The organism is Pseudodesulfovibrio hydrargyri, from assembly GCF_001874525.1.
Classification (GTDB): domain Bacteria; phylum Desulfobacterota; class Desulfovibrionia; order Desulfovibrionales; family Desulfovibrionaceae; genus Pseudodesulfovibrio; species Pseudodesulfovibrio hydrargyri.
This window is the reverse complement of sequence record NZ_LKAQ01000004.1, coordinates 1153536-1177779: the sequence shown is the minus strand read 5'-3', so window position 1 is coordinate 1177779 and position 24244 is coordinate 1153536. Positions and strand designations below refer to the sequence as shown.

The window sequence follows — 24244 nt, the reverse complement described above, 5'->3', positions numbered from 1 at the left end:
ATGGCCGCAAACATCCTGATCATCGACGACGAGGAGACCATCCGCCTCTCCCTGCGCGGCATCCTCGAGGACGAGGGCTTTTCCGTGGTCGAGGCCGAGTCCGGCGAGCAGGGCCTCGAACTGCTCGGCACCGACATCCCGGACATGGTCTTCCTGGACATCTGGCTGCCCGGCATGGACGGCCTCGAGGCGCTCGGGATCATCTCCCGCGACTACGAGGGGCTGCCGGTGATCATGATCTCGGGCCACGGGACCATCGAAACAGCGGTCAAGGCGCTGAAGAAAGGGGCCTTCGATTTCATCGAGAAGCCCTTGTCTCTGGAAAAGGTCGTGGTCTCGGCCCGCAACGGCCTGGAGTTCTCCCGCCTGCGCCAGGAGAACCAGGCGCTCAAGACGCGCATCTCCTCGGAGCAGCCCATCACGCTGACCGGCGAGTCCAAACCCATCGCGGACCTGAAGGAGGTCATCGGCCGGGTCGCGCCCACCGAATCCTGGGTGCTCATCACCGGCGAGAACGGCACGGGCAAGGAGATCGTGGCCCGATCCATCCACAACCAGTCCGGCCGCGCCGACCGCCCCCTGGTGGCCGTCAACTGCGCGGCCATCCCCGAGGAACTCATCGAATCCGAGTTGTTCGGCCACGAAAAGGGGGCCTTCACCGGCGCGGAAAAGGCCCAGGAAGGCAAGTTCGAACTGGCCGACGGGTCCACCCTGTTCCTGGACGAGATCGGTGACATGTCCCTCAAGACCCAGGCCAAGATTCTGCGCATCCTCCAGGAACAGGCCTTCGAGCACGTGGGCGGGCGCAAGACCATCAAGGTGGACGTGCGCGTCATCGCGGCCACCAACAAGGACCTGGCCAGGGAGATCGAGGCGGGCAACTTCCGCGAGGACCTCTACTACCGCCTCAAGGTCTTCCCCCTGGAACTGCCGCCCCTGCGCGACCGGGCCGGGGACATCCCGCTGCTCATCGCCGACTTCATGGACACCCTGGTCCGCCAGCACGGGTTCAAGCCCATCGCCTTCGCGCCCGAAGCCCTGGACGTGCTCACGCAGTACCGCTGGCCCGGCAATGTGCGCGAGCTCAAGAATTTCGTGGAGCGCATGTTCATCATGTTCGCCGGCGACACCGTCACCGCCGACCGGCTGCCGCCCGAGTTCAAGCCCGCGCCGCGCGCCCCGGAACCGGAAGCCCCCACCGCCCAGGCCAGCCCCATGGACGACCTCATCAGCCAGGGCCCGGCCGACCTCAAACAGGCCCGCGCCGACTTCGAGGCCCGATTCCTCGAAGCCAAACTGCGCGAGTTCGACGGCAATATCTCCCAACTCGCCAAGGCCATCGGCCTGGAACGCAGCTCGCTGTATCGCAAACTCAAGGCCTACAACATCCAGACGGACTAAAGTCACGGGGGAAGGGGAGAGAGGGAACCCTTTGGGAAAGGGTTCCCTCTCTCCCCTTCCCCCGACCCCCCCATCCCCTCTCGCCCTCCAAACTTTTTTGTGCCGCTTCGCGGGGTTGTGGAAACAACTTAAGAAACTGCTTTTCTTGCGGTTCTGCATTCGATGCAAAATGCGGAATAAAGAAACCAAATAGGAAGGTACCTTTTTATCTTGACAGGCGGGATCGGGGGACTATATTCGTGGATAAAAGGAAGGTACCTACCCAATTGGGTGCCATAACCATGAACCGAAAGGAGTAAGATCATGTTCGGATGGAACAACGACGCATACGGCGGCCGAGGATTCGGTCGAGGCAATGACGGGCAGGGCCGGAGACGGCGCGGCAACGGCCAGGGAATGGGTTTCGGCATGGGCCGTGGACGGTCGAACAAGGGATTCGGGCGCGGGCAGGGGCGCGGACAAAACCGGGCCGGTGGCGGCTTCGGCGGGTACGGCCAGGGCTTTGGCTGCGGTCAGAGTTTTGGCAACGGTTTCGGGCCGAGTTACGGCCAGGGCCGGATGGGGCGCGGGCCGTGCGGCATGGGGTTGAACCGGTTCCGGCCGGGCCGGGGCGGCGCGTTCCGGACGGCCATGGACACCGCTGACGGTTTCGGGCCGAACGCCGGGTTCTGCCCGCTGTGCGAGCAACACTGCCCCCTGGATGCGCCCGCCTGCCCCAAGGGCGAACGGTACGCCGCGAGGGTGCGCTAAGCCATGACGCCCGACAATCCCGCAAGCGACGCCGAGCTGGCCGGGCTCTTCCGCCTGGCCTCCCGGCTCATGGCCCGCGCCTCCCACCGCCGCGATTTTTCGCACCACGCCCAGCACCTCGTCCTGTCCATCCTGCTCGAAAACGGGCCCATGCCCCAGGGTGAGCTGCTGGAAATCCTCGACGTGCGCTCCTCCTCCCTGAGCGAGCTGCTGGGCAAGCTCGAGGACCGGGAACTCATCCTCCGCGAACGCAACCCCGAGGACCGGCGCGGCTTCATTATCTCTCCCACAGACCGGGCCCGCGCCCTGGTCCCGGACAACGGCGACGACACGGACAGCCTGTTCGCTTGCCTGGACCAGGCAGAGCGCGACCAGCTGCGTTCCATCCTCGGCAAGCTCGTCGCCTCCCTGCGCGAGGACCCCGCCACCGGCGGTCCCGGACGCGGCTGCGGCAGGGGCGGACACGGCCAAGGCTTCGGCAAGGGCCGTGGCGGGCGCGGCCAGGGCATGGGCCGGGGACGGCGCGGCGGACGCTAACCCCCCCCCCGCAACCGGCGCGTTTCGGACGGATTCGTCCAACTTTTCCGGCCCCCCTATTTACAGGGAGGGGTATGATGGTCATACTTTCCGGAGAGGACGAAACCGATCAAGGACGCCGACATGAGCTGGGACCCGGATAGATACGAAGCATGGTTCGACACCCCCGAGGGGCGCTACGCCCTGGACCGGGAGGTCATGCTGCTCCAGGACGTCCTGGCCGGGTGGCCCCGGCGCAAGCGCAAAATCCTGGAGATCGGCTGCGGAACCGGCCTGTTCCTCGAAACCCTCTACCAGATGGGGCTCGACGTCACCGGCCTGGACCGCTCGCCCGAGATGATCGCGGCCGCGCGCCAGCGGTTCGGCAACCGGGCCGAGCTGCACGTGGGCCACGGCGAACACATGCCCTATTCGGACAACGAGTTCGACTACACCCTGCTCTGGTCCGTGCTCGAATTCTCCGGCGAGCCCGAGGCCATGCTGGCCGAGGCCGCGCGCGTGGCCGAAAAGGGGCTGCTCATCGGCTTCCTGAACAAGAATTCCCTCTATTACTACATGAACGTGCGCGGCACCGAGACCTCCCTGTCCCGGGCGCACTGGTTCACCTGGTGCGAGATGCAGGACCTGGTCCACCGGGCCACGGGCTTTCGGCCCACCCTGGCCCGCTCGGTCCTGGCCGGCCCCATGAAGACCTGGAAATCCACCACGCTGTCCAACCTGGCCAACGGCCACATCCTGCCCCCGGCCCTGGGCGCGTTCGTGGCCGTGCGCGTGGATTTCGTCAACATGAAGCCGCTCACCCCGCTCTTCGCCTGGAAGGGCGAACCCGAAATGGGCTAGGCGACATGGCCCGATCCCGCTTCCGACTGTCCGTCGTCATCCCGGTCTGGAACGGCTGGGACCTGACCGAAGCGTGCCTGCGCTCCCTGGCCGAACACACCCCGGGTGACGATTTCCAGGTCGTCCTGGCCGACAACGGCTCCACGGACCAAACCCCCACCGCCGCCCCGGCCCTGGGCCAGACCCTGTTCGGCGACAGCTTCCTCCACCACCGTCTGCCCGGGAACCTCGGCTTCGCCAAGGCCTGCAACGCGGGCGCGAAAGCCGCTTCCGCCGCGTACCTCTTCTTCCTGAACAACGACACCCGGGTCACGGAAAATTGGCTGCCGCCGCTCATGGACGGGCTGCGAGCCGACCGCCGACTGGCCGGGGTCGGCCCCCTGCTCCTGTTCCCGGAAGACGACTCCGTGCGCGCCGGGCGGGTCCAGCACCTGGGCATCGCCGTGGCCGACAACATGGAGTTCCGCCACCTCTACGAATATTTCCCGCCGAGCCACCCGGCCGTACTCCGCAGGCGCACCTTCAGCGTCATCACCGCCGCCGCCCTGCTCATGCCCACCCCCCTGTTCCACGCCCACAACGGCTTTCACGAGGGGTTCGTCAACGGCATGGAGGACGTGGACCTGTGCTGCCGCATCGCCCAAAAAGGCGGCCGCTTCTCGGTCGTGCCGCAGAGCATCATCCACCACCACACCCACGGCACCGAGGGCCGCTTCGACCATGAGTCCGCCAACCTGCGCCTGCTCCGCGCCCGCTGCCGTGACGCCCGCGAAGACTTCTGTGGCCTGCTGCGCGAAGACGGCTTCGAACCCGGCCTGACCCCGTGGCTCGACCTCGCCGCGCAACTGCCCGAACCGCGCCTGGCCGAGCTGAACGCCGGGCTCGACGCCACGCGGGACGCCGACCGCCTGAGCGCCCTGCTCCTCCAGGAGCCCCTCTGGGACCAGGGGCACGCCCGGCTCACCGCCCTGCTCGAACAACAGGGCCAACCCCGCGAGGCCATGGCCGTGGCCTACCTCCGCTCCCTGCTCTGCCCCGGCCTGGACGCCTTCCGCGAGTGCACCCGTCTGCTGCGCCTGTGCGACATCCACCGCATGGCCGACCGCTACGCCGCCCGGCTCAACGCCCTGGAACACACCCTGGCCGACCGCGACGGACTGCGCAAAAAAGCCAACTCCCTGCTCCACACCACCCGCGACGACGCCGTCCGGCGGCAGATCGAGACGTTTCTGGCCGAATAGGTTGGAGGAATCGGGGCGCTGCCCCGAACCCCGCTGGGGCGCTGCCCCAGACCCCGCCAGAGAGCCCTTTAAAAAGGGTTCTCTGGACTCTCCCAAACTTTTTGTGTCGCCTGCGGCGAAGGTGGGGACGCGGGGAGGCGGATTGTTGCGCGTGGGGTGTGGAGGGAGCTTGGCTGGGTGGTGTCCCGAAGTATTCGCGCCGGTAGCCAACGCCGCCCCCTCCTGCGGGGGAACTTGAAAACTCTGCGTTGCGGCGTTTTCTAATGGGAGGAAAAAACAATTCCCCCGCGCTCGCACCCCGCGAAGCGGCTACAAAAAGTTTGGGAAAAGGAGAGGATGGGGGGTCCGGGGGAAGGGGAGGAAACAGCCCTTTTCAAAGGTTTTTTCCTCCCCTTCCCCCGGCCGCCGGAGGCATTCTTTTACAGAACCTGTTTGATATCCAGGTCCAGGCCGCTGTTTTCCATGGCGAGGGAGTCGCCGAGGACGCAGATGTCGCCGTTTTGGGCGACGGTGCGCACGGCTTGGGCGAGTTCTCGGAAGTCGTTTTCCGAGGCGTTCAGGGCCTGTTCGCGCACGGTTTGCAGGTAGGCGTCGTCCTGGCTGGTCAGGTGGCGGGCCAGGGCGGTGAAGCCCTTGGCGTCGGGCAGCTGGTAGGCGTCGATCTCGCCGATGGCGCCGATGATGGACTTTTCCAATTCGTCCGCGTCGATGGTCACGGTGTCGAGGTATTCGGCCAGGCCATCGAAAGCCTTGACCGTGTCGGCCACGTTGGGGTCGCGGTAGGAGACGAAGGCCAGGGCTCCGGCCAGACGGTCCAGGATGCAGAACGCGCCATAGGCCCCCCCCTGCACGCGGACCTTTTCCCAGAGATAGCCGGTGCGGATGAGCTTGTTGACCACCTGGGCCGCGCCGGTGAGCCGGATGCCGTGTTCGGCCACGCCGCACCCCTTGCCCACGTAGTTGACCTGGGCCGGGATGGCCAGGCCCTCGCGGGCGGGCAGGACCGGGACTGTACGTTCGGCCGGGTCCGGGCCTTCGGCGGGCAGGGCCTCGACCACGGCCAACATGGCGGGCTCGGCCAGGGCGAAGAGGTCCTGATCCATGGTGGCGTTGAGGATCAGGGTGGACTGGTTGAGCAGGAGCGTGCGGAATTGTTCCAGGTCCTTGGCGACCTTGCGGAAGTCGTCCTCGACGCGCTTTTCCAGGTCGCGCAGGAAGAACAGGTTGGTCAGGCCGGTCATGGCCTCGTCCATGGCGTGGGCCGCGTGGGTCCGGGCGCGCAGCCGGGTGGCCACGATCATGTGGCCCGAGGGCACCAGACGCTGTTCGGCGCGGGCGCGGGCCTCGGACACGATGCGGCTTATACGTTCCTTGTTGTCCAGTTTGGCCGAGGTCAGGACCTCGGTGACGATTCCGCAGGTGTCGGCGATGCGCTCGCCCGTGGCCTTGGTGCGCAGGAACAGGCGGGCGGCGGCCTCCTTGGAGTCGCGCACGGGCGAGGCGAACGGCTGGGCCCAGATGCCGCCCGAAATCCGGGCGATGCGCTGGGACAGGTCCACGTAGTCGCGCTCGGTGGTGCCGGACTCGGTCAGGGCGCGGCCGAAGACGCCCGCATAGGGCAGCAGCTCGTCCGGGATGACGGACAGGTCGAAGCCGAAGTCCAGGTAGGCGATGCCGTTGGTGGCCAGGTCGTGGAAAAGCAGCTCGCGGCCGCCGAGGGTGCGCACCTCGGTGGGAATGGGCCGGTTCTCGGCGGGCAGGTCGGCAACCGATAGGCGCGGAATGGTCTTCAGCGCCTCGGGCGCATCGGGCTCGGCCTGGAGGCGTTTGAGCTCGGCCGCGTCGTCGATGACCGCCTGGACGGCGTCCGGGGTCATGGCCTGCTTGGCCGCCTTGAGCCGGTCGGACTCGGCCTTGGCCTGGGTCCGGGCCAGTTTGTGGTCGGGCTCCAGGAGCACGGTGGTCCGGTGCGGGTTGTGCAGGAAAAGCCGGGCCAGCAGTTCCTCGAATATCTTGTCGCCGTTGGCCAGCCAGGCCTTGACGTTGGCCAGCGGCTTTTCGAAGGGCAGCAGGGCCAGTGGATCGCCCTCGTTCTCGTCGTCGTAGAGCCAGGTGGACAGGGCCTGGAACATGAGCGACAGGCCACGCGGGTAGGAGCCGGTGTTGTTCTCGCGCAGGGAGAACTCCACGGAATTGACGGCCGCCTCGATGTCGCGGGCGTCTATGCCGTTTTCGACCAGATCCTTAATGGTGTTGAAGATGATCGACTCCACCTTGATGGCGTTGGACGGATGCATGCCTTTGAGGCCCACGGAGAAGAACATCTGGCGGATGTCGGCTTCCAGACCCACGCCGGCCAGGTCGTCGCCCAGGCCGGAGTCGGTCAGCGCCTTTTTCAGCGGCGAACTGGGCAGGCCGATGAGGATGTGCTCGAGGATGTGCAGGGCCAGGTTCAGGTTGGCGTCGGCGGTCTCGGCCAGCAGCCAGTTGACCGTGAACATGCCCTTGGCCAGCCGGTCCGAGGCCGGGTAGCCCTTGCGCACGGTCCTGGCCTCGGTGAAGCGCGGCTGGAGCGGCACCCGGGTCGGGGTCACGTCGATGGCCTCATACTGCGAGAAGACCGCGTCCAGGATCTCCAGGCGCTTTTCCGGGTCGTCGTCGCCGTAGAAGAAGGCGTACCCGTTGGACGGATGGTAATGGTCGCGGTGGAAGGCCATGAACTTGTCAAACGTCAGTTCCGGGATGACCGCCGGGTCGCCGCCCGAGTCCAGGCCGTAGGTGGTTTCCGGGAACAGGGACTGCTGGGAGTGCTCGTAGAGCAGGGAGTCGGGCGAGGAATACGCGCCCTTCATCTCGTTGAAGACCACGCCCTTGTAGGTCATGTCGCGGTCCGTGGATTCCAGTTCGTAGTGCCAGCCCTCCTGTTTGAGCGTGTTCTCGGTCAGGCGCGGGTGGAAGACCGCGTCCAGGTACACGTCCACGAGGTTGTAGAAGTCCTGCACGTTGGCCGAGGCCACGGGGTAGCAGGTCTTGTCCGGAAAGGTCAGGGCGTTGAGGAAGGTCTGGAGCGACCCCTTGAGCAGTTCCACGAACGGCTCGCGCACCGGATACTTGTCCGAGCCGCAGAGCACCGAGTGCTCCAGGATGTGGGCCACGCCCGTGGAGTCCTCGGGCGGAGTGCGGAACGAGATGCCGAAGACCTTGTTCTCGTCCTCGTTGATCATGGACAGGACGCGCGCCCCGGTCTTGTCGTGGCGGTAGACCACGGCCGTGCTGGCCAGTTCCGCGATTTCCATTTCCCGTATCTTGGTGAAGCCGAAAGTCATAAGCGCTCTCTTTTCTTTTGTATTCGATCATGCGCCGGATGCCCGAAGCCGGAGCCGCCCGGCGGAAAGCCTCGGTATACACTACCATGACCCGCCGGGCAAAGTGGAGAAAAATGCAAAAAACCCTTGACGGAGAACCTGCCTGCCCTTAGTGTCTTGAAAACGGTAATCATTCCTATAAAAATTTCAACCTCTGAAAAAAGAAAGGAAATTTAATATGAGCAACGACTTCGAGTCCAACGACACCATGCCTGATTTCGCCAAAGTGGGCCAGCCCGTGCCCGAATTCACGATGGAGGCCTTCGACCCCGCCGAGGGCGGTTTCACCGAGGTGGACCTGGGCGCGCTGCGCAAGGAAGGCAAATGGGCCATCCTGTTTTTCTATCCCGCGGACTTCACCTTTGTCTGCCCCACCGAGCTGGCCGACCTGGCCACCCGCCACGAGGACCTGAAAAAACTCGGGGCCGAGGTCATCTCCGTGTCCACGGACACCAAATTCTCCCACATGGCCTGGCGATCCGACGAACGCATGCTGGAAAACGTCAAGTTCAAGATGGCCTCCGACCCCACCGGCGAAGTATCCCGGTTCTTCGACGTGTGGGACTTCGAGACCGGCCTGGCCCTGCGCGGCACCTTCGTCATCAACCCCGAGGGCGTGCTGGTCTCGTCCGAGATCAATTTCTATAACGTGGGCCGCAATGCGGATGAGCTGGTCCGCAAGGTGGAGGCCAACACCTACCTCATCGACCACCCCGCCGAGGTCTGCCCGGCCAAATGGACTCCGGGCGAAAAGACCCTGACCCCCAACGACGGGATGGTCGGCAAGGTCTACGAAGCGCTCAACGACTAGACGGCAGCGATCTCACACTCTCGCTGACCTGTTGCATGAAACGCCCCCCACCGGACGGTCCGGCGGGGGGCTGTTTTTTGGGGAAAGGGACAAAGGGCGGCCCGGCGCTCAAAGGCCCGTCGAACGGCTTGCCCGCCGAACGGTTCGACGGCCCGCCCCTCCTCTTCGCGCAGTTCGATTCGATTGAAGCGGACCAGGTCTCCGGGCATACCCGCGCAACGCGAAATCTTTTTTCCCTTCCGTGCCTCAACTTTTTTTCAAAACATCCGATCAGTGAGTTAATGATTGTTTTTTAAAGGCCAGCGTCGCCGCGTCGGAGGATTGACCCTTTTGCGGCCCTGCAACTCGCCATGGGATCACTCTGCAACAACCTGTTAAGATTTGATTTATTTTTGTTTTCTTCGGCGGAAACGTGCCTGGAAATCCCGGCCCGCATTTTGCAAAACAATTGTACTTCGGGTTCTGAACGGGAATTGTTTTCCCCTTGAACATTTACAAAAAGAATGATTGGAATCTTGAGGATACGATAACCAAGCGGAACGTCCGCGTCCGGAACCGATGGATGCATCGGCGGTCAAATCGTTAATACAGTGTACAATTGATCGGCGCGGACTCTGGAGACAAGGATCGGCGAATGGAAGAGAACGGCAAGAACGTCATCATAATACCTGCCCGGAAGAACTCCTCCAGGATCAAGGACAAGAACGTCGCCCTGGTGGGGGGGCATCCGTTGATCTCCTATACGATCCGGCTGGCCAAGGCCTTACGCGGCATCGACAAGGTATACGTCGACACCGACTGCAACGAGTATGCGGCGTTGGCGCGCGACTATGGCGCGGAGTCTCCCTTCCTGCGCGATCCGAAATATGCCGGGAATGCGTCGTCCCTGGGCCAGTCCCTGGAACAATTCATTGCCCGCCTCCACCGAGAGGAGGGCGTGCTGGCAGTCCGCCACGTGTGCCTGCTCCCCACCAGCCCTTTCAGAAATCTTCACGACGTACAGAAAATGGTCGACGGCCTACAGAGCTTCTACGCCGTCACGAGCGTGACGATCCCCGACGTGCACGTGATGCAGAGCCATCTCATGAACGGCGACGGCCTGGTGCCGTTGAAGGATTTCGTGAAAATGGCAGGCGAGCAGTATCATTGGATGAAGTGCCTGGGCAATTTCATTGGCACCAATCACAATGATTACGCGCCGGCGGAGATGAACCTCTACAACAACTTCGCCTACAAAGTGGTAACCAACCCCATTGAGCTCATCGACATCGACGTCCACGAGGATCTCCATTTGGCGAACAGGGTCGTTGCCGCCGGTCTCTACGATTTCGGATTGGGGGCGCTATGAACGTGATCGTCCATTTTCAGAAAAACGGCATCAGGGATGAGGTGTTTCTCGCCAATCACAACCTGTTCAGCGAACTGGTCGACCATCTGTTCGGCACGCTCGAGACATTCGGCGACGTTGCCGTCCTGTGCCAGGACCCTGCACTGGCAACCGAGATACATTCCTTGACCGGACGCGAGAGCCGGATTCTCGATTCGTCGATGAAGTTGCTCGACGGCGAGAAGCTGCGAGACTGGTCCAAGACCGTTGTCGAAACAGTCCTTCCCGGAGCCGAGCCCGAACCGGCCCTTATCGTTTCGCCTTTTGCCGGTATGGTGACCGGAGCCCGGATCGCGTCGTTCCTGGACAGCGCCGGGAAGCGGCAGGCCTTTTCCCTGAGCGAAATCGGTTCCAACGCGAATCCTTTCTGGCTCAACCTCATTTCTCCCCTGAGTCGGAACGGGGATGTATACCAGGACACGAACACCACCACCCTGCCCCGTTTTTTCAATCCGAAAGCGCCATTTGTCGATGTGCCGGAGCTGGAGAAGCGGTGCGGCAAGGCGAATGTGCTGGGGAGCCAGTGGTTGCCTCCCATGTACCGCGAGGACAGGGCGTTGGTCATGTTCCGCGGCGGCGCATGCTGGGAGTGCATCATGGCCGCGCCCGGCGAGGAGGAAACGCCTCTGCTGTATGCCCTGCCGCTGTTCGACATGTCTCTCGCCCAGCCCCTGTCGTTGCCTGCGGGGGCTGCGTCATGACCACAATAGGCGCTTTCATCCAGGCGAGAATGAGCTCGTCCCGCCTCCCCGGAAAGGTCCTGAAGGAGATCAGCGGGAAGCCGTTGCTGGAATATGTCTTTGAAAGGATGGAGAAGGTGCAGGGGCTGGATTTCTTTGTGGTGGCCACGTCTTCGGACGATTCGGACCGCCCTGTTAGGGATTTCTGCCGCTCCCGCGCCGTGCCCTGTTACGGGGGCCCGCTCGACGACGTGGCCCTGCGCTTTGTCGAGGCCGCCCGCGAATACCCCTGCGACGCCATGTTGCGCTACTGCGCGGACAGCCCGCTGGTGGATGTGGCGGTCATGGCCCGGGCCCTCGCCCTGTTCCGCGCAACGGACGCGGACGTGGTCACCAACGTCCATCCGCGCACCTACCCGGCCGGCCATTGCGTGGAGGTCGTCCGGTCCGACGTCTTCGCCCGGGCGTACCCACTCATGAAAGGCCCGGAACTCGAACACAACACGATGTATTTCTACAATAATGACGACAAGTTTAAGATAACGAACTTCGAGTGCGAGGAACCGTGCGCCGGTGAATGCAACTGCGTCGACACCGCAGCGGACCACGCATTCCTGGAGCGGCTTGTTTCGGCCATGTCCAGGCCCCATTGGACATACGGCTGGAAGGAACTCTCCCTGTTGGCGGAACAGATTCGGGGTGGTTCGCGATGAAGGTCGGCGTCATCGGGCTCGGCATCGGCGGACAGCATGTCCGCGACTATCTGGACCACCCGGCGGTCGATTCGGTCGTGGTCAACGACCTGGACCCGCGGCGGTCCGAGGTCCTGGCGGCCGAACTGGACCGCGTCGAAATCGCCCGCCAGACCGATGACCTGTTTGCGGACGAAGCCGTAAAGATCGTGTCCGTATGCTCCTATGACGACGCGCACCACGAACAGATCGTGGCCGGTCTGAGGCGCGGCAAGCACATCTATGCGGAAAAGCCGCTATGCCAGACCCCGGCACAGGCCCGGGAGATAGCCGGGCTGCTCCGGGAGGGAACGGCCAGACTGTCCTCGAACATGGTCCTGCGCACCTGCCCCCTGTTCGTCGGCGTAAAGGAAGCCCTCGGGCGAGGCGAGTTCGGCGACGTTTTTTCCATGGACGCGGACTACCTCTGGGGACGCACCGAAAAGCTCACCCGGGGCTGGCGCAACAGGATGGAAAACTACTCCATCATACAGGGGGCTGCGGTGCATATGATCGACCTGGTCATGTGGCTGATCGAAACCCGCCCCGTGAGCGTCTCGGCCCATGCCAACGGCCTTGTGACCGGCAAGCAAGGCGGGCGGTTCCCTGATTTCGCCAGCCTGTCGCTGATATTCGCAAACGGCATGATCGCCCGGATCGGGGCCTACGGCGGTTGCGTCCATCCCCATTTCCACCGGTTGCGGGTGTTCGGGGAGAAAAAGACTTTCACGCACGATCCAACCGGCAGCTACTGGCTCGATTCCTGCGAGCCCGGGACAGCCGGGATCGAGGCCGAGGGCGCGTATCCCGGCCGCGAGTTCCGCCCGCGCGCGCTCCACTCCTTTGTCGATGAAGTGCTCTACGCCCGCCCCGCCCTGGTACGACAGGGCGAGGTCTTTGACGTCATGGCCGTATGCTTTGCCGCGGAGCAGTCCGTGCGGGAAGGCGGACCGGTGGCCGTAACATATTGAAAGGAAACTGTATGATGAAGCGATCCATCCCATTTGGCCGCCCCATGCTGGGCGAGGAAGAGAAACAGGCCGTGGCCGAGGTCCTGGACGGGCTCATGCTGGTGCACGGCCCCAAGGCCAAGGAGTTCGAATCCGACTTCGCGGACTGGTGCGGGGCTCCCGGCGCGCTGTCCGTATCTTCGTGCACAGCCGGACTGCACCTCTTCTGGTTCGACAACGGCATCGGCCCCGGCGACGAGGTCATCGTTCCGGCCCAGACCCATACCGCGACCGCGCACGCGGTGGAGTACTGCGGGGCCAAACCCGTCTTCGTCGACGCCGACCCCCTGACCGGGAACATCGATCCCGACGCGGTGGAAGCGGCTGTCACGCCGAACACTAGGGGGATTTCCCTGGTCCACTTCCTCGGCATCCCGGCCGACATGAAGCGGATCATGGAAACGGCCCGCAAACACGACCTCGTGGTCCTCGAAGACTGCGCCCTGGCCATCGGCACCTATTACGACGGCGTGCATGCCGGGCTTCTCGGCGACGCGGGCGCGTTCTCGTTCTATCCCGTCAAACATATGACGACCGCCGAAGGGGGCATGATCATCAGCCGGAACGCCGACCTACTGACCCGACTGGAGCGGAAAAAGGCCTTTGGCGTGGACCGCTTCGTGGGCGAGCGCAAGATCCCCGGCGTGTACGACGTGACCATGCTCGGGTTCAATTATCGAATGAATGAAATGCAGGCCGCCATCGGCATTGAGCAGATCCGTAAACTCAACGGCTTCCTGGAAACGAGAAAGAACAATTTCAGTACGTTGGCAAAGGCCCTGGACGATATCGACGAAGTCACGGTCATCGGCCGCGAGACCCCGGAGAACAGCGTCAGCAGCTGCTACTGCCTGTCCGTGGTCCTGGACGAGCCGCTGCGCGACAAACGGACCGCGCTCATCGAGAACATGAAGGAACAGGGGGTCGGCACCAGCGTATACTACCCCGCCCCGGTCCCCTGCCTCACCTATTACAAAGATAAGTACGGCATGGATTTTGCTGATTTTCCAGTTGCACAGGCCATCAGCAGCGGTTTGGCGCTGCCGGTGGGCCCGCATTTGGACCAAGACGACATGGCATATATCGTCGAGGCCCTCAAACAAGGATTGAGTGAGGTATAGCATGATTGAAATCAAGGGAAGGCGGATCGCCCTAATCGGCGGCGCCGGGTTCATAGGACATCATCTTGCGTTGCGTTTGAAGGAGCTGGGGGCCGATGTCACGATCTTCGACAGCTTGCAGGTCAACAACCTCCTGAAGTTCGCCGCATCCACGGACGAAAACGCGCCGTTCTACCTCTCCATGCTCGTCAACCGTCTCAACCTGCTGAAGGCCGCAGGCATTCCCCTGATCGTCCAGGATGCGCGCCAGTACAACGAGTTGAGCATGAAGCTGAGCAATTTCGCTCCGCAAACGGTCGTTCACCTGGCCGCCGTGGCCCACGCCAACGTGTCGAACAAGGATCCTTATTCGACCTTCGACCACAGCCTGCGGACGCTGGAAAACTCCCTAGACTGGGCCCGTTCCCAGGCGGAGCATTTCATCTACCTGTCTTCGAGCATGATCTACGGCCATTTCCCCGGCGGCTACGTGACCGAGGAAACCCCGTGCGAACCGCTGGGCATCTACGCGGCGCTCAAATTCAGCGCGGAAAAGATGATCCTCTCCTACAACCAGGCCTTTGACCTGCCCTACACGATCATCCGTCCCTCCGCCCTGTACGGCGAACGGTGCGTGTCCCGCAGGGTCGGCCAGATCTTCATCGAAAAGGCCATGTCCCAGCAGGACATTTCCATCCACGGCGACGGATCCGACCGTCTCGACTTCACCTACATCAAGGACTTCGTGCAGGGCGTCATCCGGGCCATCCAGAATGAAGCAGCCAAGGGCGAGACCTTCAACCTGACCTATGGCGAAGGCCGTTCCCTGATGGATCTGGCGAACATCGTCAGCCAGCATTTCCCGGCCTGCAACGTCCAATACCTTCCCAAGGACAAGCTCACTCCAGACCGGGGCACCCTGTCGGTGGACAAGGCCCGCGAGCTCATCGGCTACGCTCCAGAATACCCCCTCGAGAAGGGATTCGTGGAGTATATCGGATGGTACAAGGAGAATTGGGACAAACTGTCCCAGGGCTGCAGCGTCCTGGGCTAGGGAAGACGCGGCCGTAAGATGTCCGGCCTTGGCCGGACCCGGGCCGGATGGACACGAAAGGAATGATCGAGTGAGATTCGAAGGCGTCGCACAACTGGCCAGGGATGAGTGGCTGTCCGCAGTGACAGGGATTCCGAGCTGGAAGCTGTCCGTGGAAAGCGTCGGCTCCCGGGTCACGAACCTGCCAGAGCTGGGCGACACCCCCTGGTTCGCCTACGCCAAGGTCGACACGGACTGCATCGAGCAGGCCAACTACCTGTCCTCACTAGGGTTTTATGTGGCGACCACCGAATTGACCTTTAGCGCCGACCTGAATGAAGGCTGGCCCCTTTCCGGCTGTGTGCGGAAGGCCCGCCCCGAGGATGAAGACGCCGTGGCGGAAATAGCGGCCCACGCCTTCGTGCACGACCGCTTCCACAAGGACCCAGTCCTTCAGGCGCAGGCGGGCCGCATCAAGAAGGGTTGGGCCGCGAACTACTTCCGGGGGACACGGGGCGATTCGATGATCGTCCATGTCGAGGACGGCAGGGTTCGCGGTTTCGTGCAGCTCCTGTTGCACGGCGAGGACCTGGTCATCGACCTGATCGCCGTCGAAGGCGCGGCCTGCCGCAAGGGAATAGGCTCCAGCCTGATTTCGAGCCTTGCCAAGCTGTTTCCCGAGGCCCGACGCGTGCTGGTCGGGACGCAGGTGACGAACATCCCGTCCCTGTCCCTGTACGGCAGGTTCGGGTTCAGGATGATCCGCTCCAACTACGTGCTCCACGCCACGGCCGACGCCATTGCGGGATCCAGGGGCGGCCAACCAACCGGAAAAGCGGAGTGACGATGAAGATCAACGGTCACGATATAGCCGACAAAACGTTCATTATCGCCGAAGTCGGGAACAATCATGAAGGCGACTATTCATTGGCCGAGCGAATGGTCGGTCTTGCTGCCGAGGCCGGAGTGGACTCGGTCAAGTTCCAGACCATCCGGGCCGACCGCCTAGTGGACGGGGCCGACCCGGCGCGGCTGAAGACCCTGCGCTCCTTCGAGCTGTCCTACGACCAGTTCGAGAAGCTGGCCAGGGTCTGCGAACGCGAAGGGGTCCAGTTCCTGTCCACGCCGTTCGACCTGGAGAGCGCCCGACACATCGCCCCCCTGGTCGGAGCCTTCAAGATCGCGTCCGGCGACGTGGGGTTCACCCCCCTGCTGGAAACGGTCGCCGGGTTCGGCAAGCCGGTCATCATGTCACGGGGCATCTCCGATGCGGGCGAGGTCCGCGGGGCCGTGGAATGCATCCAGGGGGTCTGGAAGGATGCGGGAATCCTGGATCCGGGCCTGGCCCTGCTCCACTGCGTTGCCGAGTACCCCACCGCGCCCGAGCGGGCCAACCTGCTGGCCATCCGGGGGCTGGCCGCCGAGTTCGGCCTGCCGATCGGCTATTCGGACCATACCCTGGGCATCGAGGCGGCGGCGCTTTCCGTGGCGCTTGGCGCCCGCATTGTCGAAAAGCACTTCACCCTGGACCACAACCATTCCGCGTTCAGGGACCACCAGCTTTCAGCCGACCCCGACGAGATGCGCGAACTCGTCCGCCGGGTCCGCGAGGCGGAAAAACTCCTGGGCCATGGTTCCCTCGAACCGGAAGGCGAACGTTTCAACAATGCCGAGGCGTTTTCGCGCAGCCTCTGCGTCGCCGAAGATACCCCGGAAGGCACGATCCTGACCGAGGCGCACGTCGCGTTCCTGCGGCCCGGCAACGGGCTGAGCCCGTCCAGGATCAACGAAGTCCTGGGCAAGGTTGTCCGCCGTTCTATGAAGAAGGGCGAACAGATCGCCATTGAACAGTTAAACTGATCCCGGAGAAAGAAATGGAAGAACGGAAATATGCGGCCACGGATGCGGGTTTCCATGAAGGCATCGAGAAGATGCTCGCTCTGGAGACCGACCCCAAGGAATACATCCACCACTTCTCCTGCTTCACGGGACACGTGAACCTGTCGCGCTATCTCTTCTTCTACGAGTGCTACAAGAAGACCGTGGACCTGTGCGGGCACATCGCCGACATCGGGACCTGGAAGGGGGCGTCGTTCTTTTTCTTCGCCAAGCTGGTCAGGTTGTTCGAGGAGCAGTGCCAGACCCAGGTGCACGGGTTCGACTGGTTCCAGGGCATGGCCCCGGACAGCGAACGGGACAATCCCGTCCACGAGGGGACGTATAAGGCCGATTATGAAAAGGTCCTGGAGCTGGTACGAATCCAGGGGCTCGAGGGACTGGCCTTTGTCCACAAGCTCGATCTGGTGACCGAACTGGGAGCCTTTTTCGCGGACAAGCGCCAGATGCGTTTCAAGATGGTCTTCCTGGACTGCGGGTCCGCCGCGGTTCTGGAGAGCTCCATGGAGCACTTCTGGCCCCGGCTCGTGAACGGCGGCGTGTTGATGCTCGACCACTACAACAACGCGTGCTCCCCTTCGGAGTCGGAAGTGATCGAGCGGTACATCGGCGATCGGCCCATGATGCAGATGCCGTTCGCGCGCCAGCCTTCGGCCTATGTGATCAAGTAGAGACCGGGAGCTCTCATGAGTGCATTCGTTGATTTTTTCCGCGCTCGGCTGATGCGCCTGACCGGACGGACCGAGAAGTTGGCCTACGTCTATCTCGAAACGCACGGCGCGTGCACGAACAATTGCTACATGTGCCCGGCTAGGGCCGGCAGCAAGCCCCGTTACGTCATGAGCGACGACCTGCTCGAATCGATTCTCACGGAACTGGGGGAGCACGGATTCGACGGTGAACTGCATCTGTACGGGCAGAACGAGCCGCTGCTGGACAACCGACTCTTCGACCGAATCGACCTGGCCTCGAAACTGGTGCCCAAGGCCCGGCTCATACTCATTTCGAACTTCTCCCGCATGACGGACGAGCAGAAGGCCAGGCTGCTCGCAGCACCGCTCAACCGGCTGACCGTGAGCCTGTACGCCGCGGACCGCGAGACCTACAAGGACGTTTGCGGAAGCGACCATTTCGAGGCCGTCATGCGCAACGCGGCCCGTTTTTCCTTGGCCTGGGCCGAGACCATGCCCTACGGACTGTCCATGGACATCCTGCAGACCAACGAGCTCGGGGACGCGGAAAAGGCGATCCACCTGCTCGACCGTTTTCCCATTTCCTGGTGGAAACTGCCTCCGGTCTACAGCCTTCGCGACGTGATTAAACCGGGCAGGCCGAAAGCATGGAATTTCGGGCAATGCCTTTTCAGCACGCTCAAGATCACAGGCCGAGGCGACATGTCCCCCTGCGGGATAGATCCCGATTCCGAACTCCATTTGGGCAATGCCCGCGACGGCGTCTACAAGGGGGTGAACTCCCGAAAGGCAAGGCGGTTGCGCCGTTCACTCTTCTTTTCTTCGGGAAAAGGGCACCCCTCTTTCTGCCGGACTTGTGATTATTCGCGCGACAACAAGTTGTTGTATTTTATCTTACCGGAAGGGGTGCGCGCATCGGTTGTGGGGAAACTGAACCATTCCGACGGCGGACGGCACCATGAAGTCTTTCGCCGCAACAGCAGCGACGAAATACGGCAACGCGCCCGGGCCCTTCGCGGGGACGCGGAAAAGCATGGCGACCCGCTGTTCCGGGGAAACATGGAGTGGCTTCTTCAATAGAGCCAAGTCTGCCCAGGCATTGGGCGGGAGTGACAAGCATGCATGGTCATTGCGACAAGTTCGATAAGACGCTGAAGAATTTTGCGGGGCTGTCCTACGATCCCCTAGTCGGGGACGGCGACCCTTACATGCTGTTCTGGTCCCCGCTGGGCGGGGCGCTGGAACTGATCAGTTGGGACTTGAGCCTCGCCCTGCTCCTCAACCGACGGGGCATGCAATGCCGGTTCTGCCTGTGCGACGGCATCATGTCCGGGTGCACCCTGCGCTCATTCGACGACGGCAAGCGTATCGAGGACTGGCCCAGGGTCTGCGAGAACTGCTTCGGTTACGGCAAGGCGCTGCTGGAGCAGGTCGGGATGCCCTACGTGGCCATGAGCAGCCGTCTGGATGGACATTCCGCCGCCGAACTCCGGGAACAGGCGACGACCTTCGCTGCGGGCGGGGACGTGCCCGGATTGGCCGGAGCCAAGCCCGATTTCAATGCCCACACTTCCACGGTCCGGTATTTCAAGGGCAAGGAGGTCCACGCCGGGCCTGCGATGTATGAAAAGGTCCTGCGGGAATACTATTACAGCGCCCTGGTCAGCGGCCTCGTCGCGGGTAAGCTCATCGAGGGCGGGAACATTCGCAAGGTGCTGACCTCCAACGTGCAGCACGCCGAATTCGGCCCGGCCTTCGACCTGTTCCTTGAAAACGGGATTCCGGTCGACGCGTGGGTGAGCGGCTTCAAGGAGCGCCACGTCTATTACACCCATGCGGCAACATGTCGCGGGGTCAACATCCTCGACCTGGACGACGAGGAATGGGGCCGGGTCCAAGGTGGAGCCCTGGGAGCCTCCGAAGAGCGGAAGCTCGACGCGTACCTCAACGAGATCAGCCGGGAACGCGGGGTCAAGCTGTTCGCGGATTCTGCGGCCGACGATTTCGCCAGGCTCGGCATCTCCGGCGACAAGCCCGTCTGGATACTGTTCACCCACGTCCACTGGGACATGATCTTCGAAGAGGGGGTCGATTATTTCGAGAACGTCCAAGATTGGATCATGGAGACCGTGGGCTACATGATCGATATCCCGGGCGTGGACTGGATCGTTCGCTGCCACCCCGGGGAGCTGTTGGACGGCACCATCCTGCAGACGCACAAGCTGATCGAGGAACGCTTCCCGGACCTGCCCGAGCATGTCCACATCGTGCACGGGGCCGGGTTCAACAGCTACGAGCTCCTGGCCGGGGCCGACGGCTGCGTAACCATCCGGAGCACCGCGGGCATGGAGGCGCTGCTCATGGGCAAGCCGGCCATCCTGGGCGGGCCTTCCTACTACGGGAGAAAGGGTTTCACCCTGGATGCAGATTCCAGGGAGCATTACAAGGAATTGCTCAAGGGCGCAGCCTCGGTAAAGCCGCTGAGCCCGGAGCAGACTCGGCTCGTGCGCCTGTTCGCCTACCATCATTTCATCGAGCGGCAGGTCCCGTACAACGTCTACGACTGCTCGACCATGGAATTGAACGTCGGGTCCGGCGAGGGGCTGGAGCCCGGCTTCGACATCGGGGCGGACATCATCTGCGAGGGCGTCCTGCATGGGACGCCCTACGGCATCTCCCAAGGAAGCCTGGAGTGAACCATGGAACACGCTGACAACAATTCGGTCCACCTGCTCGAATGCACCCTGCGCGACGGGTCCTATGCGGTCGACTTCCAGTTCACCCGGTCCGATACGGCCCTGCTGACCGGCGTTCTGGCCGGTCTCGGGTTCAAATACATCGAGATCGGCCACGGCCTGGGGCTCGGAGCGGCGCGGGGCGGCAAGGGCCTCATGCCCGACACCGACGCCGACCTGATCGCCGCGGCGGCGCCCGCTTCGGGCGACTCCCTGATCGGCATGTTCTGCATTCCGGGCCTGGCCACCCTGGACGACCTCCGGTTGGCGGCGGACAGCGGCCTGGATTTCGTGCGCGTGGGGGAGAACGCCCCGGACAGCGAAAACGCCCATCAATTTCTGGAGCAGGCCCGCAAGCTCGGCCTCAAGGTGGCCATGAACTTCATGAAATCCTATGCCGTCTCGCCCGAGGAGTTCGGGGTCCGGGCCCGGGCCGCCAGGGAGCACGGCGCGGAGATCATCTACCTGGTGGATTCCGTCGGGGGCATGCGCTCAAAGGACGTGGCCGAATACATCGACAGCGCCATGGCCCAGGCCCCCGGCGAGATGGGCTTTCACGGGCACGACAACCTCCGGCTGGCAGTGTCCAACTGCCTGACCGCGTTCGAACAAGGAGCCCGCTACCTCGACACGACCCTCTACGGTCTGGGCCGGGGCGCGGGCAACGCCCCCACCGAGGCGCTGGCCGCCCTGTTCGACCTGGAGGGCGTGGACACCGGCGTGGATGTGGTCGAGGTCCTCGAGGCCGCCGAGAATCACATGTGGCCTTTGATGTCCCGTTTCAACGTGCCGGACATCATGGGCACGGCCATGGGATACGGCCAGTTCCACTCGTCGTTTTTCCCCAAGGTCCGTGAGGCCGCCGTCCGGCACGACGCCGATCCCAAGCGGCTGGTCATCGCCATGGGCCGCATCGACCCGGTCCACCTCGACCCGGACGTGCTGGAACGGGAAGCCGCCGCCCTGGCCGGGACCGCCTGCGGCGACAGGAACCAGAAGCTCGTCAGCTTCGGGGACGACACGTTCGCGGGCCACCGCATCAACACGTCGGCCAAGGCGGTCCGCGATCTGGCCGAGGCGCTGCACACCACCTGCGCCAAGCGTCGCAACGCGATCCCCGTGCTGGAGATTCGCCCCGCCGCCGACCCGAATTCAAAGATACTGGCTTCGGAGTTCGTCAAGGAAGGGCCGAACTACGTCCTCGGGCGCGTGGTCATCGATTCCGTGGAGGCCGGGGCCGAGGTCATCGAGGCCTGCCGGGACAAGGTCTCCATGTTCCTTTTCGACATCTCGCCGCGCCAGGGGCTGGGCCCCATGATGCGCGAGCTGTCCGAACGATCCGGCCACCCCGTCTACCCGGTGGACGCCCTGGCGGCCCGGGACGCCTTCCTGGTCTCGGCCATAGAGTCGGCTGGCGGCGATTCCGTGCTGCTCTGGGGCGGCGACGGTTCCCTGGCCTGGAAGCTGGACGGGCACGGTATTTTCCAACAAATGGCCTGGCGCGGCGCGAACATTGAGCTTCCCGCCGGGGTCGCGGTCATCCGCGAGGCGAGCGAACTGGCCCTGCTCGCCATGCGGCCGTCGGTCGTCGTCTGCCGCGAGGCGCCGGGCGCGGAACAGGCGGCCTCCATGGCGCGCGTCCTGGCGACGGACGGCGCGTTGATGGACGCCTGCCCCGCGCCGAGCGAGGCGCTCCGGGACGCCGCCGGGGACGCCTACGTACGGCTGGATTGCCGGGGGGCGTATGACGGGCTGGTCTCGTCGGTCCTCGGCGCGGCGGGCCAAATGTCCGATTGGAGGAAAGCATGAACGCGGTTGAGCGATTGGCGACCCAGGCATCACGGCATGCAACGAGCGTTTTCCTGGTGGACGCGGTCAGCGGCCGGGAATTCACTTACGGGGACGTCGCCTCCGTAGCCGGAGCGGCCGGCCATTTTCTTGCGGGCCTCGGCCTGCGCCCGGGAGACCGGGTGGCCCTGGCCCTGCCCAACGGCGTTGCCATTGCCTGCCTGTATTTCACCTGCTGGCTCAACGGCTACACCGCCCTGCCGGTGAATCCGTTGCTCCCGGCGGAGACCATGGAGGACATCCTTTGCAAAGGCGGGGCCAAGGTCCTGGTCACGTCAAAGGAATCCGAAAGCGGACGCAAGGCCGGTGTGCCGCAAGGCTGCCACAGGCTCTGCCTCGGGGACGAGATCCCGGAGGGGTTCGAGAGCTGGGCCCCCCTGGCGCTTGAGGCTGCGCCCCTGGACGACGCGCTTCCCGATCCTTCGCTCCTCATGACCCTGTCCTTCACCTCGGGCACCACGGCCGAGCCCAAAGGGGTGGCTCACCGCTTCGAGGGCATGGTCGCCAATGCCGAGGCGTTCCGCGACATGAATGCTCTGGGGTCGGCCAACCGGTTCTTCAACGTCCTGCCCATGACCTACATGGCCGGGTTCTACAACCTGCTCCTGCTGCCCTGGCTGTGCGGCGGCAGCGTGGTCGTCTCCGACACCCTGGGCCCGCGCGAGGCCCTGACCTTCTGGCCGACCGCCCGCAGGCACAACGTGAACACGCTGTGGCTGGTGCCGACCATTCTGTCCATCCTGGTCAAGATGAACCGCAGCGACGACCCCTCGGCCTGGCCTGCCGAACATGTCCGCCGCTGCTTCGTGGGCACGGCCCCCCTGCCCGCCCCCCTGCGCCGGGAGTTCGAGGAGCTGTTCGGCCTGAAGGTGCTGGAAAACTACGGCCTGTCCGAGACCCTGTTCCTCACGGCCAATACGACCGGGGAAAACCGTCCCGGGACCGTGGGCAGGCCCGTGCCCGGCATGGGCATACGGCTGGTCGGCGAGGACGGGAACGACGTCGCCCCCGGCTGCGACGGCGACCTGGTGGTCGACTCCCCCATGCTCATGGCCGGATATCTGGAGGGAGAGGATATCGTCCCGCCCGAAGTTCCGTTCCCCACCGGCGACGTGGGCCGCATGGACGCCGACGGCTACATCTCCATCACCGGACGGAAGAAGAACGTCATCATCCGGGGCGGCGAGAACGTCAGCCCCCTGCGCATCGAGGAAGTCGTCCTGTCGTGCCGCGGGGTGGACGAGTGCGCCGTGGTCGGCATCCCGCACCCCGAATACGGCGAGGCCATCGGGGCCGTGGTGGTGGTCTCCAGGCCGTATGCCGAGGTCATCCGGGAATTGTCCGAAGTCTGCCGGAAAAAGCTGGGGCCGCACGAGCCCAACGTGTATTTCGAGATCGACGCCCTGCCCAGGACGTCCAACGGCAAGGTGGACAAGAAGAGCATCCGCGCCCTGCTGGCCGAGCGGACCGATTTCAACGGCCGCCGGGAGGCTCCCCGTCCGGCCGCCCCGCAAGCGCAGCGCCGGGTCATCGACCTGAGCCAGGACCTGTCCGTGAACATGAAGGTCTTTCCGTCCGGGAACCACCCCGGGTTCGAGTTGGAAAAACACGTCACCATACCCGAGGCGGGGCGCCAGGTTTCCAGGGTGGTCATGGGCACGCACACCGGGACGCACGTGGACGCGCCGGTCCATTTCATCGAGGGTGGCGGCGACATCACGCAGACGCCCCTGTCCGTCTTCGTGGGGCCCGCCAGGATGATTGATTTTACCGACCTGGAGCCCGCCACTGAGATCTCCCTGGACATGCTCAAGGCCCGGGTGGGCGGGCGCCCCCCGGAACGGCTCATCCTCCGCTTCGGCTGGAACATCTCCATGGGCATGGACACCTTTTTCAAACGGCACCCCTACATCAGCACCGAGGCGGCCCGGTGGATCGCCCAAAACGGGGTCCGGCTCCTGGGCATGGATTCGCCCCAGCCCGACGACCCCCGGTCCGTGGCCAAGGGCGGGCCGGACAGCCCGGTGCACAAGATACTGCTCGGTTCCGGCGTCACCCTGCTCGAGTACCTGTGCAATCTCGATGCGGTGCAGAGCGAGGAATTCGAGATCATCGCCCTGCCCCTGAAACTGAAGGATGCGGACGGTTCCCCGGTGCGCTGCGTCGCGATCGATCACTTTTGAGGAG

At 63.8% G+C, this 24244-nt stretch carries 20 protein-coding genes; 19 read left to right on the top strand and 1 reads right to left on the bottom strand.

Translation table 11 applies throughout. The features are described from left to right. From BerOc1_RS09910 to BerOc1_RS09890, 5 genes are all read left to right on the top strand, one after another. Positions 1–1401, top strand: coding sequence for a sigma-54-dependent transcriptional regulator (locus tag BerOc1_RS09910; RefSeq protein WP_071545545.1), 1401 nt, complete (start codon positions 1–3; stop codon positions 1399–1401). A gap of 303 nt (positions 1402–1704) precedes the next feature. Next, entirely contained in the window at positions 1705–2151 is a 447-nt protein-coding gene (locus BerOc1_RS09905; RefSeq protein WP_071545544.1) for a hypothetical protein, read from the top strand. A gap of 3 nt (positions 2152–2154) precedes the next feature. Next, positions 2155–2688: a MarR family winged helix-turn-helix transcriptional regulator gene (locus BerOc1_RS09900; protein ID WP_071545543.1), complete on the top strand. Its 534-nt coding sequence runs from the start codon at positions 2155–2157 to the stop codon at positions 2686–2688. Between the two features lie 123 nt (positions 2689–2811). After that, complete coding sequence (locus tag BerOc1_RS09895) at positions 2812–3528, top strand: class I SAM-dependent methyltransferase (RefSeq protein ID WP_071545542.1); 717 nt, start codon at positions 2812–2814, stop codon at positions 3526–3528. A gap of 5 nt (positions 3529–3533) precedes the next feature. Further along, entirely contained in the window at positions 3534–4769 is a 1236-nt protein-coding gene (locus tag BerOc1_RS09890) for a glycosyltransferase family 2 protein (RefSeq protein ID WP_071545541.1), read from the top strand. A 419-nt stretch (positions 4770–5188) separates the two neighbouring features. Here the strand turns inward: BerOc1_RS09890 and BerOc1_RS09885 are convergent, their stop codons facing one another. Beyond that, positions 5189–8095: an insulinase family protein gene (locus tag BerOc1_RS09885; protein WP_071545540.1), complete on the bottom strand. Its 2907-nt coding sequence runs from the start codon at positions 8093–8095 to the stop codon at positions 5189–5191. 217 nt (positions 8096–8312) lie between these two features. On the opposite strand from BerOc1_RS09885, the gene BerOc1_RS09880 reads away from it, so the two are divergent. From BerOc1_RS09880 to BerOc1_RS09815, 14 genes are all read left to right on the top strand, one after another. Further along, positions 8313–8945 carry a peroxiredoxin gene (locus BerOc1_RS09880; protein ID WP_071545539.1) on the top strand — a complete coding sequence of 211 codons (633 nt, stop codon included), beginning with the start codon at positions 8313–8315 and terminating at the stop codon, positions 8943–8945. Between the two features lie 634 nt (positions 8946–9579). Continuing rightward, entirely contained in the window at positions 9580–10293 is a 714-nt protein-coding gene (locus BerOc1_RS09875; RefSeq protein WP_071545538.1) for a cytidylyltransferase domain-containing protein, read from the top strand. Further along, positions 10290–11033, top strand: a complete 744-nt coding sequence (locus BerOc1_RS19105) for a hypothetical protein (protein ID WP_071545537.1) — start codon at positions 10290–10292, stop codon at positions 11031–11033. The genes BerOc1_RS09875 and BerOc1_RS19105 overlap by 4 nt, the downstream gene beginning before the upstream one ends. Further along, positions 11030–11725, top strand: coding sequence for a cytidylyltransferase domain-containing protein (locus BerOc1_RS09865; protein WP_071545536.1), 696 nt, complete (start codon positions 11030–11032; stop codon positions 11723–11725). Before BerOc1_RS19105 ends, BerOc1_RS09865 begins: the two co-directional genes overlap by 4 nt. Next, entirely contained in the window at positions 11722–12714 is a 993-nt protein-coding gene (locus BerOc1_RS09860) for a Gfo/Idh/MocA family protein (protein WP_071545535.1), read from the top strand. Before BerOc1_RS09865 ends, BerOc1_RS09860 begins: the two co-directional genes overlap by 4 nt. An 11-nt stretch (positions 12715–12725) precedes the next feature. Continuing rightward, a complete protein-coding gene (locus BerOc1_RS09855) occupies positions 12726–13874 on the top strand; it encodes a DegT/DnrJ/EryC1/StrS family aminotransferase (RefSeq protein ID WP_207503304.1) in 1149 nt (382 codons plus the stop codon). Between the two features lies 1 nt (position 13875). Then, positions 13876–14907 carry an NAD-dependent epimerase/dehydratase family protein gene (locus tag BerOc1_RS09850; protein ID WP_071545534.1) on the top strand — a complete coding sequence of 344 codons (1032 nt, stop codon included), beginning with the start codon at positions 13876–13878 and terminating at the stop codon, positions 14905–14907. Positions 14908–14977: 70 nt separating this feature from the next. After that, positions 14978–15730 (top strand): GNAT family N-acetyltransferase, encoded by a 753-nt coding sequence (locus BerOc1_RS09845; RefSeq protein WP_071545533.1) that lies wholly within the window; start codon positions 14978–14980, stop codon positions 15728–15730. Positions 15731–15732: 2 nt separating this feature from the next. Beyond that, positions 15733–16746, top strand: coding sequence for an N-acetylneuraminate synthase family protein (locus BerOc1_RS09840; RefSeq protein ID WP_084641343.1), 1014 nt, complete (start codon positions 15733–15735; stop codon positions 16744–16746). Positions 16747–16760: 14 nt separating this feature from the next. Then, on the top strand, positions 16761–17453 hold the full coding sequence (locus tag BerOc1_RS09835) for a class I SAM-dependent methyltransferase (protein ID WP_071545532.1): 693 nt from the start codon (positions 16761–16763) through the stop codon (positions 17451–17453). A 15-nt stretch (positions 17454–17468) separates the two neighbouring features. Then, positions 17469–18554 carry a radical SAM/SPASM domain-containing protein gene (locus BerOc1_RS09830; protein WP_084641341.1) on the top strand — a complete coding sequence of 362 codons (1086 nt, stop codon included), beginning with the start codon at positions 17469–17471 and terminating at the stop codon, positions 18552–18554. Between the two features lie 38 nt (positions 18555–18592). After that, complete coding sequence (locus tag BerOc1_RS09825; RefSeq protein WP_071545530.1) at positions 18593–20170, top strand: capsular polysaccharide export protein, LipB/KpsS family; 1578 nt, start codon at positions 18593–18595, stop codon at positions 20168–20170. Between the two features lie 3 nt (positions 20171–20173). After that, a complete protein-coding gene (locus BerOc1_RS09820; RefSeq protein WP_071545529.1) occupies positions 20174–22018 on the top strand; it encodes a hydroxymethylglutaryl-CoA lyase-like TIM-barrel protein in 1845 nt (614 codons plus the stop codon). Beyond that, complete coding sequence (locus tag BerOc1_RS09815; protein ID WP_071545528.1) at positions 22015–24240, top strand: AMP-binding protein; 2226 nt, start codon at positions 22015–22017, stop codon at positions 24238–24240. Before BerOc1_RS09820 ends, BerOc1_RS09815 begins: the two co-directional genes overlap by 4 nt. The last annotated feature ends 4 nt before the right edge of the window (positions 24241–24244 follow it).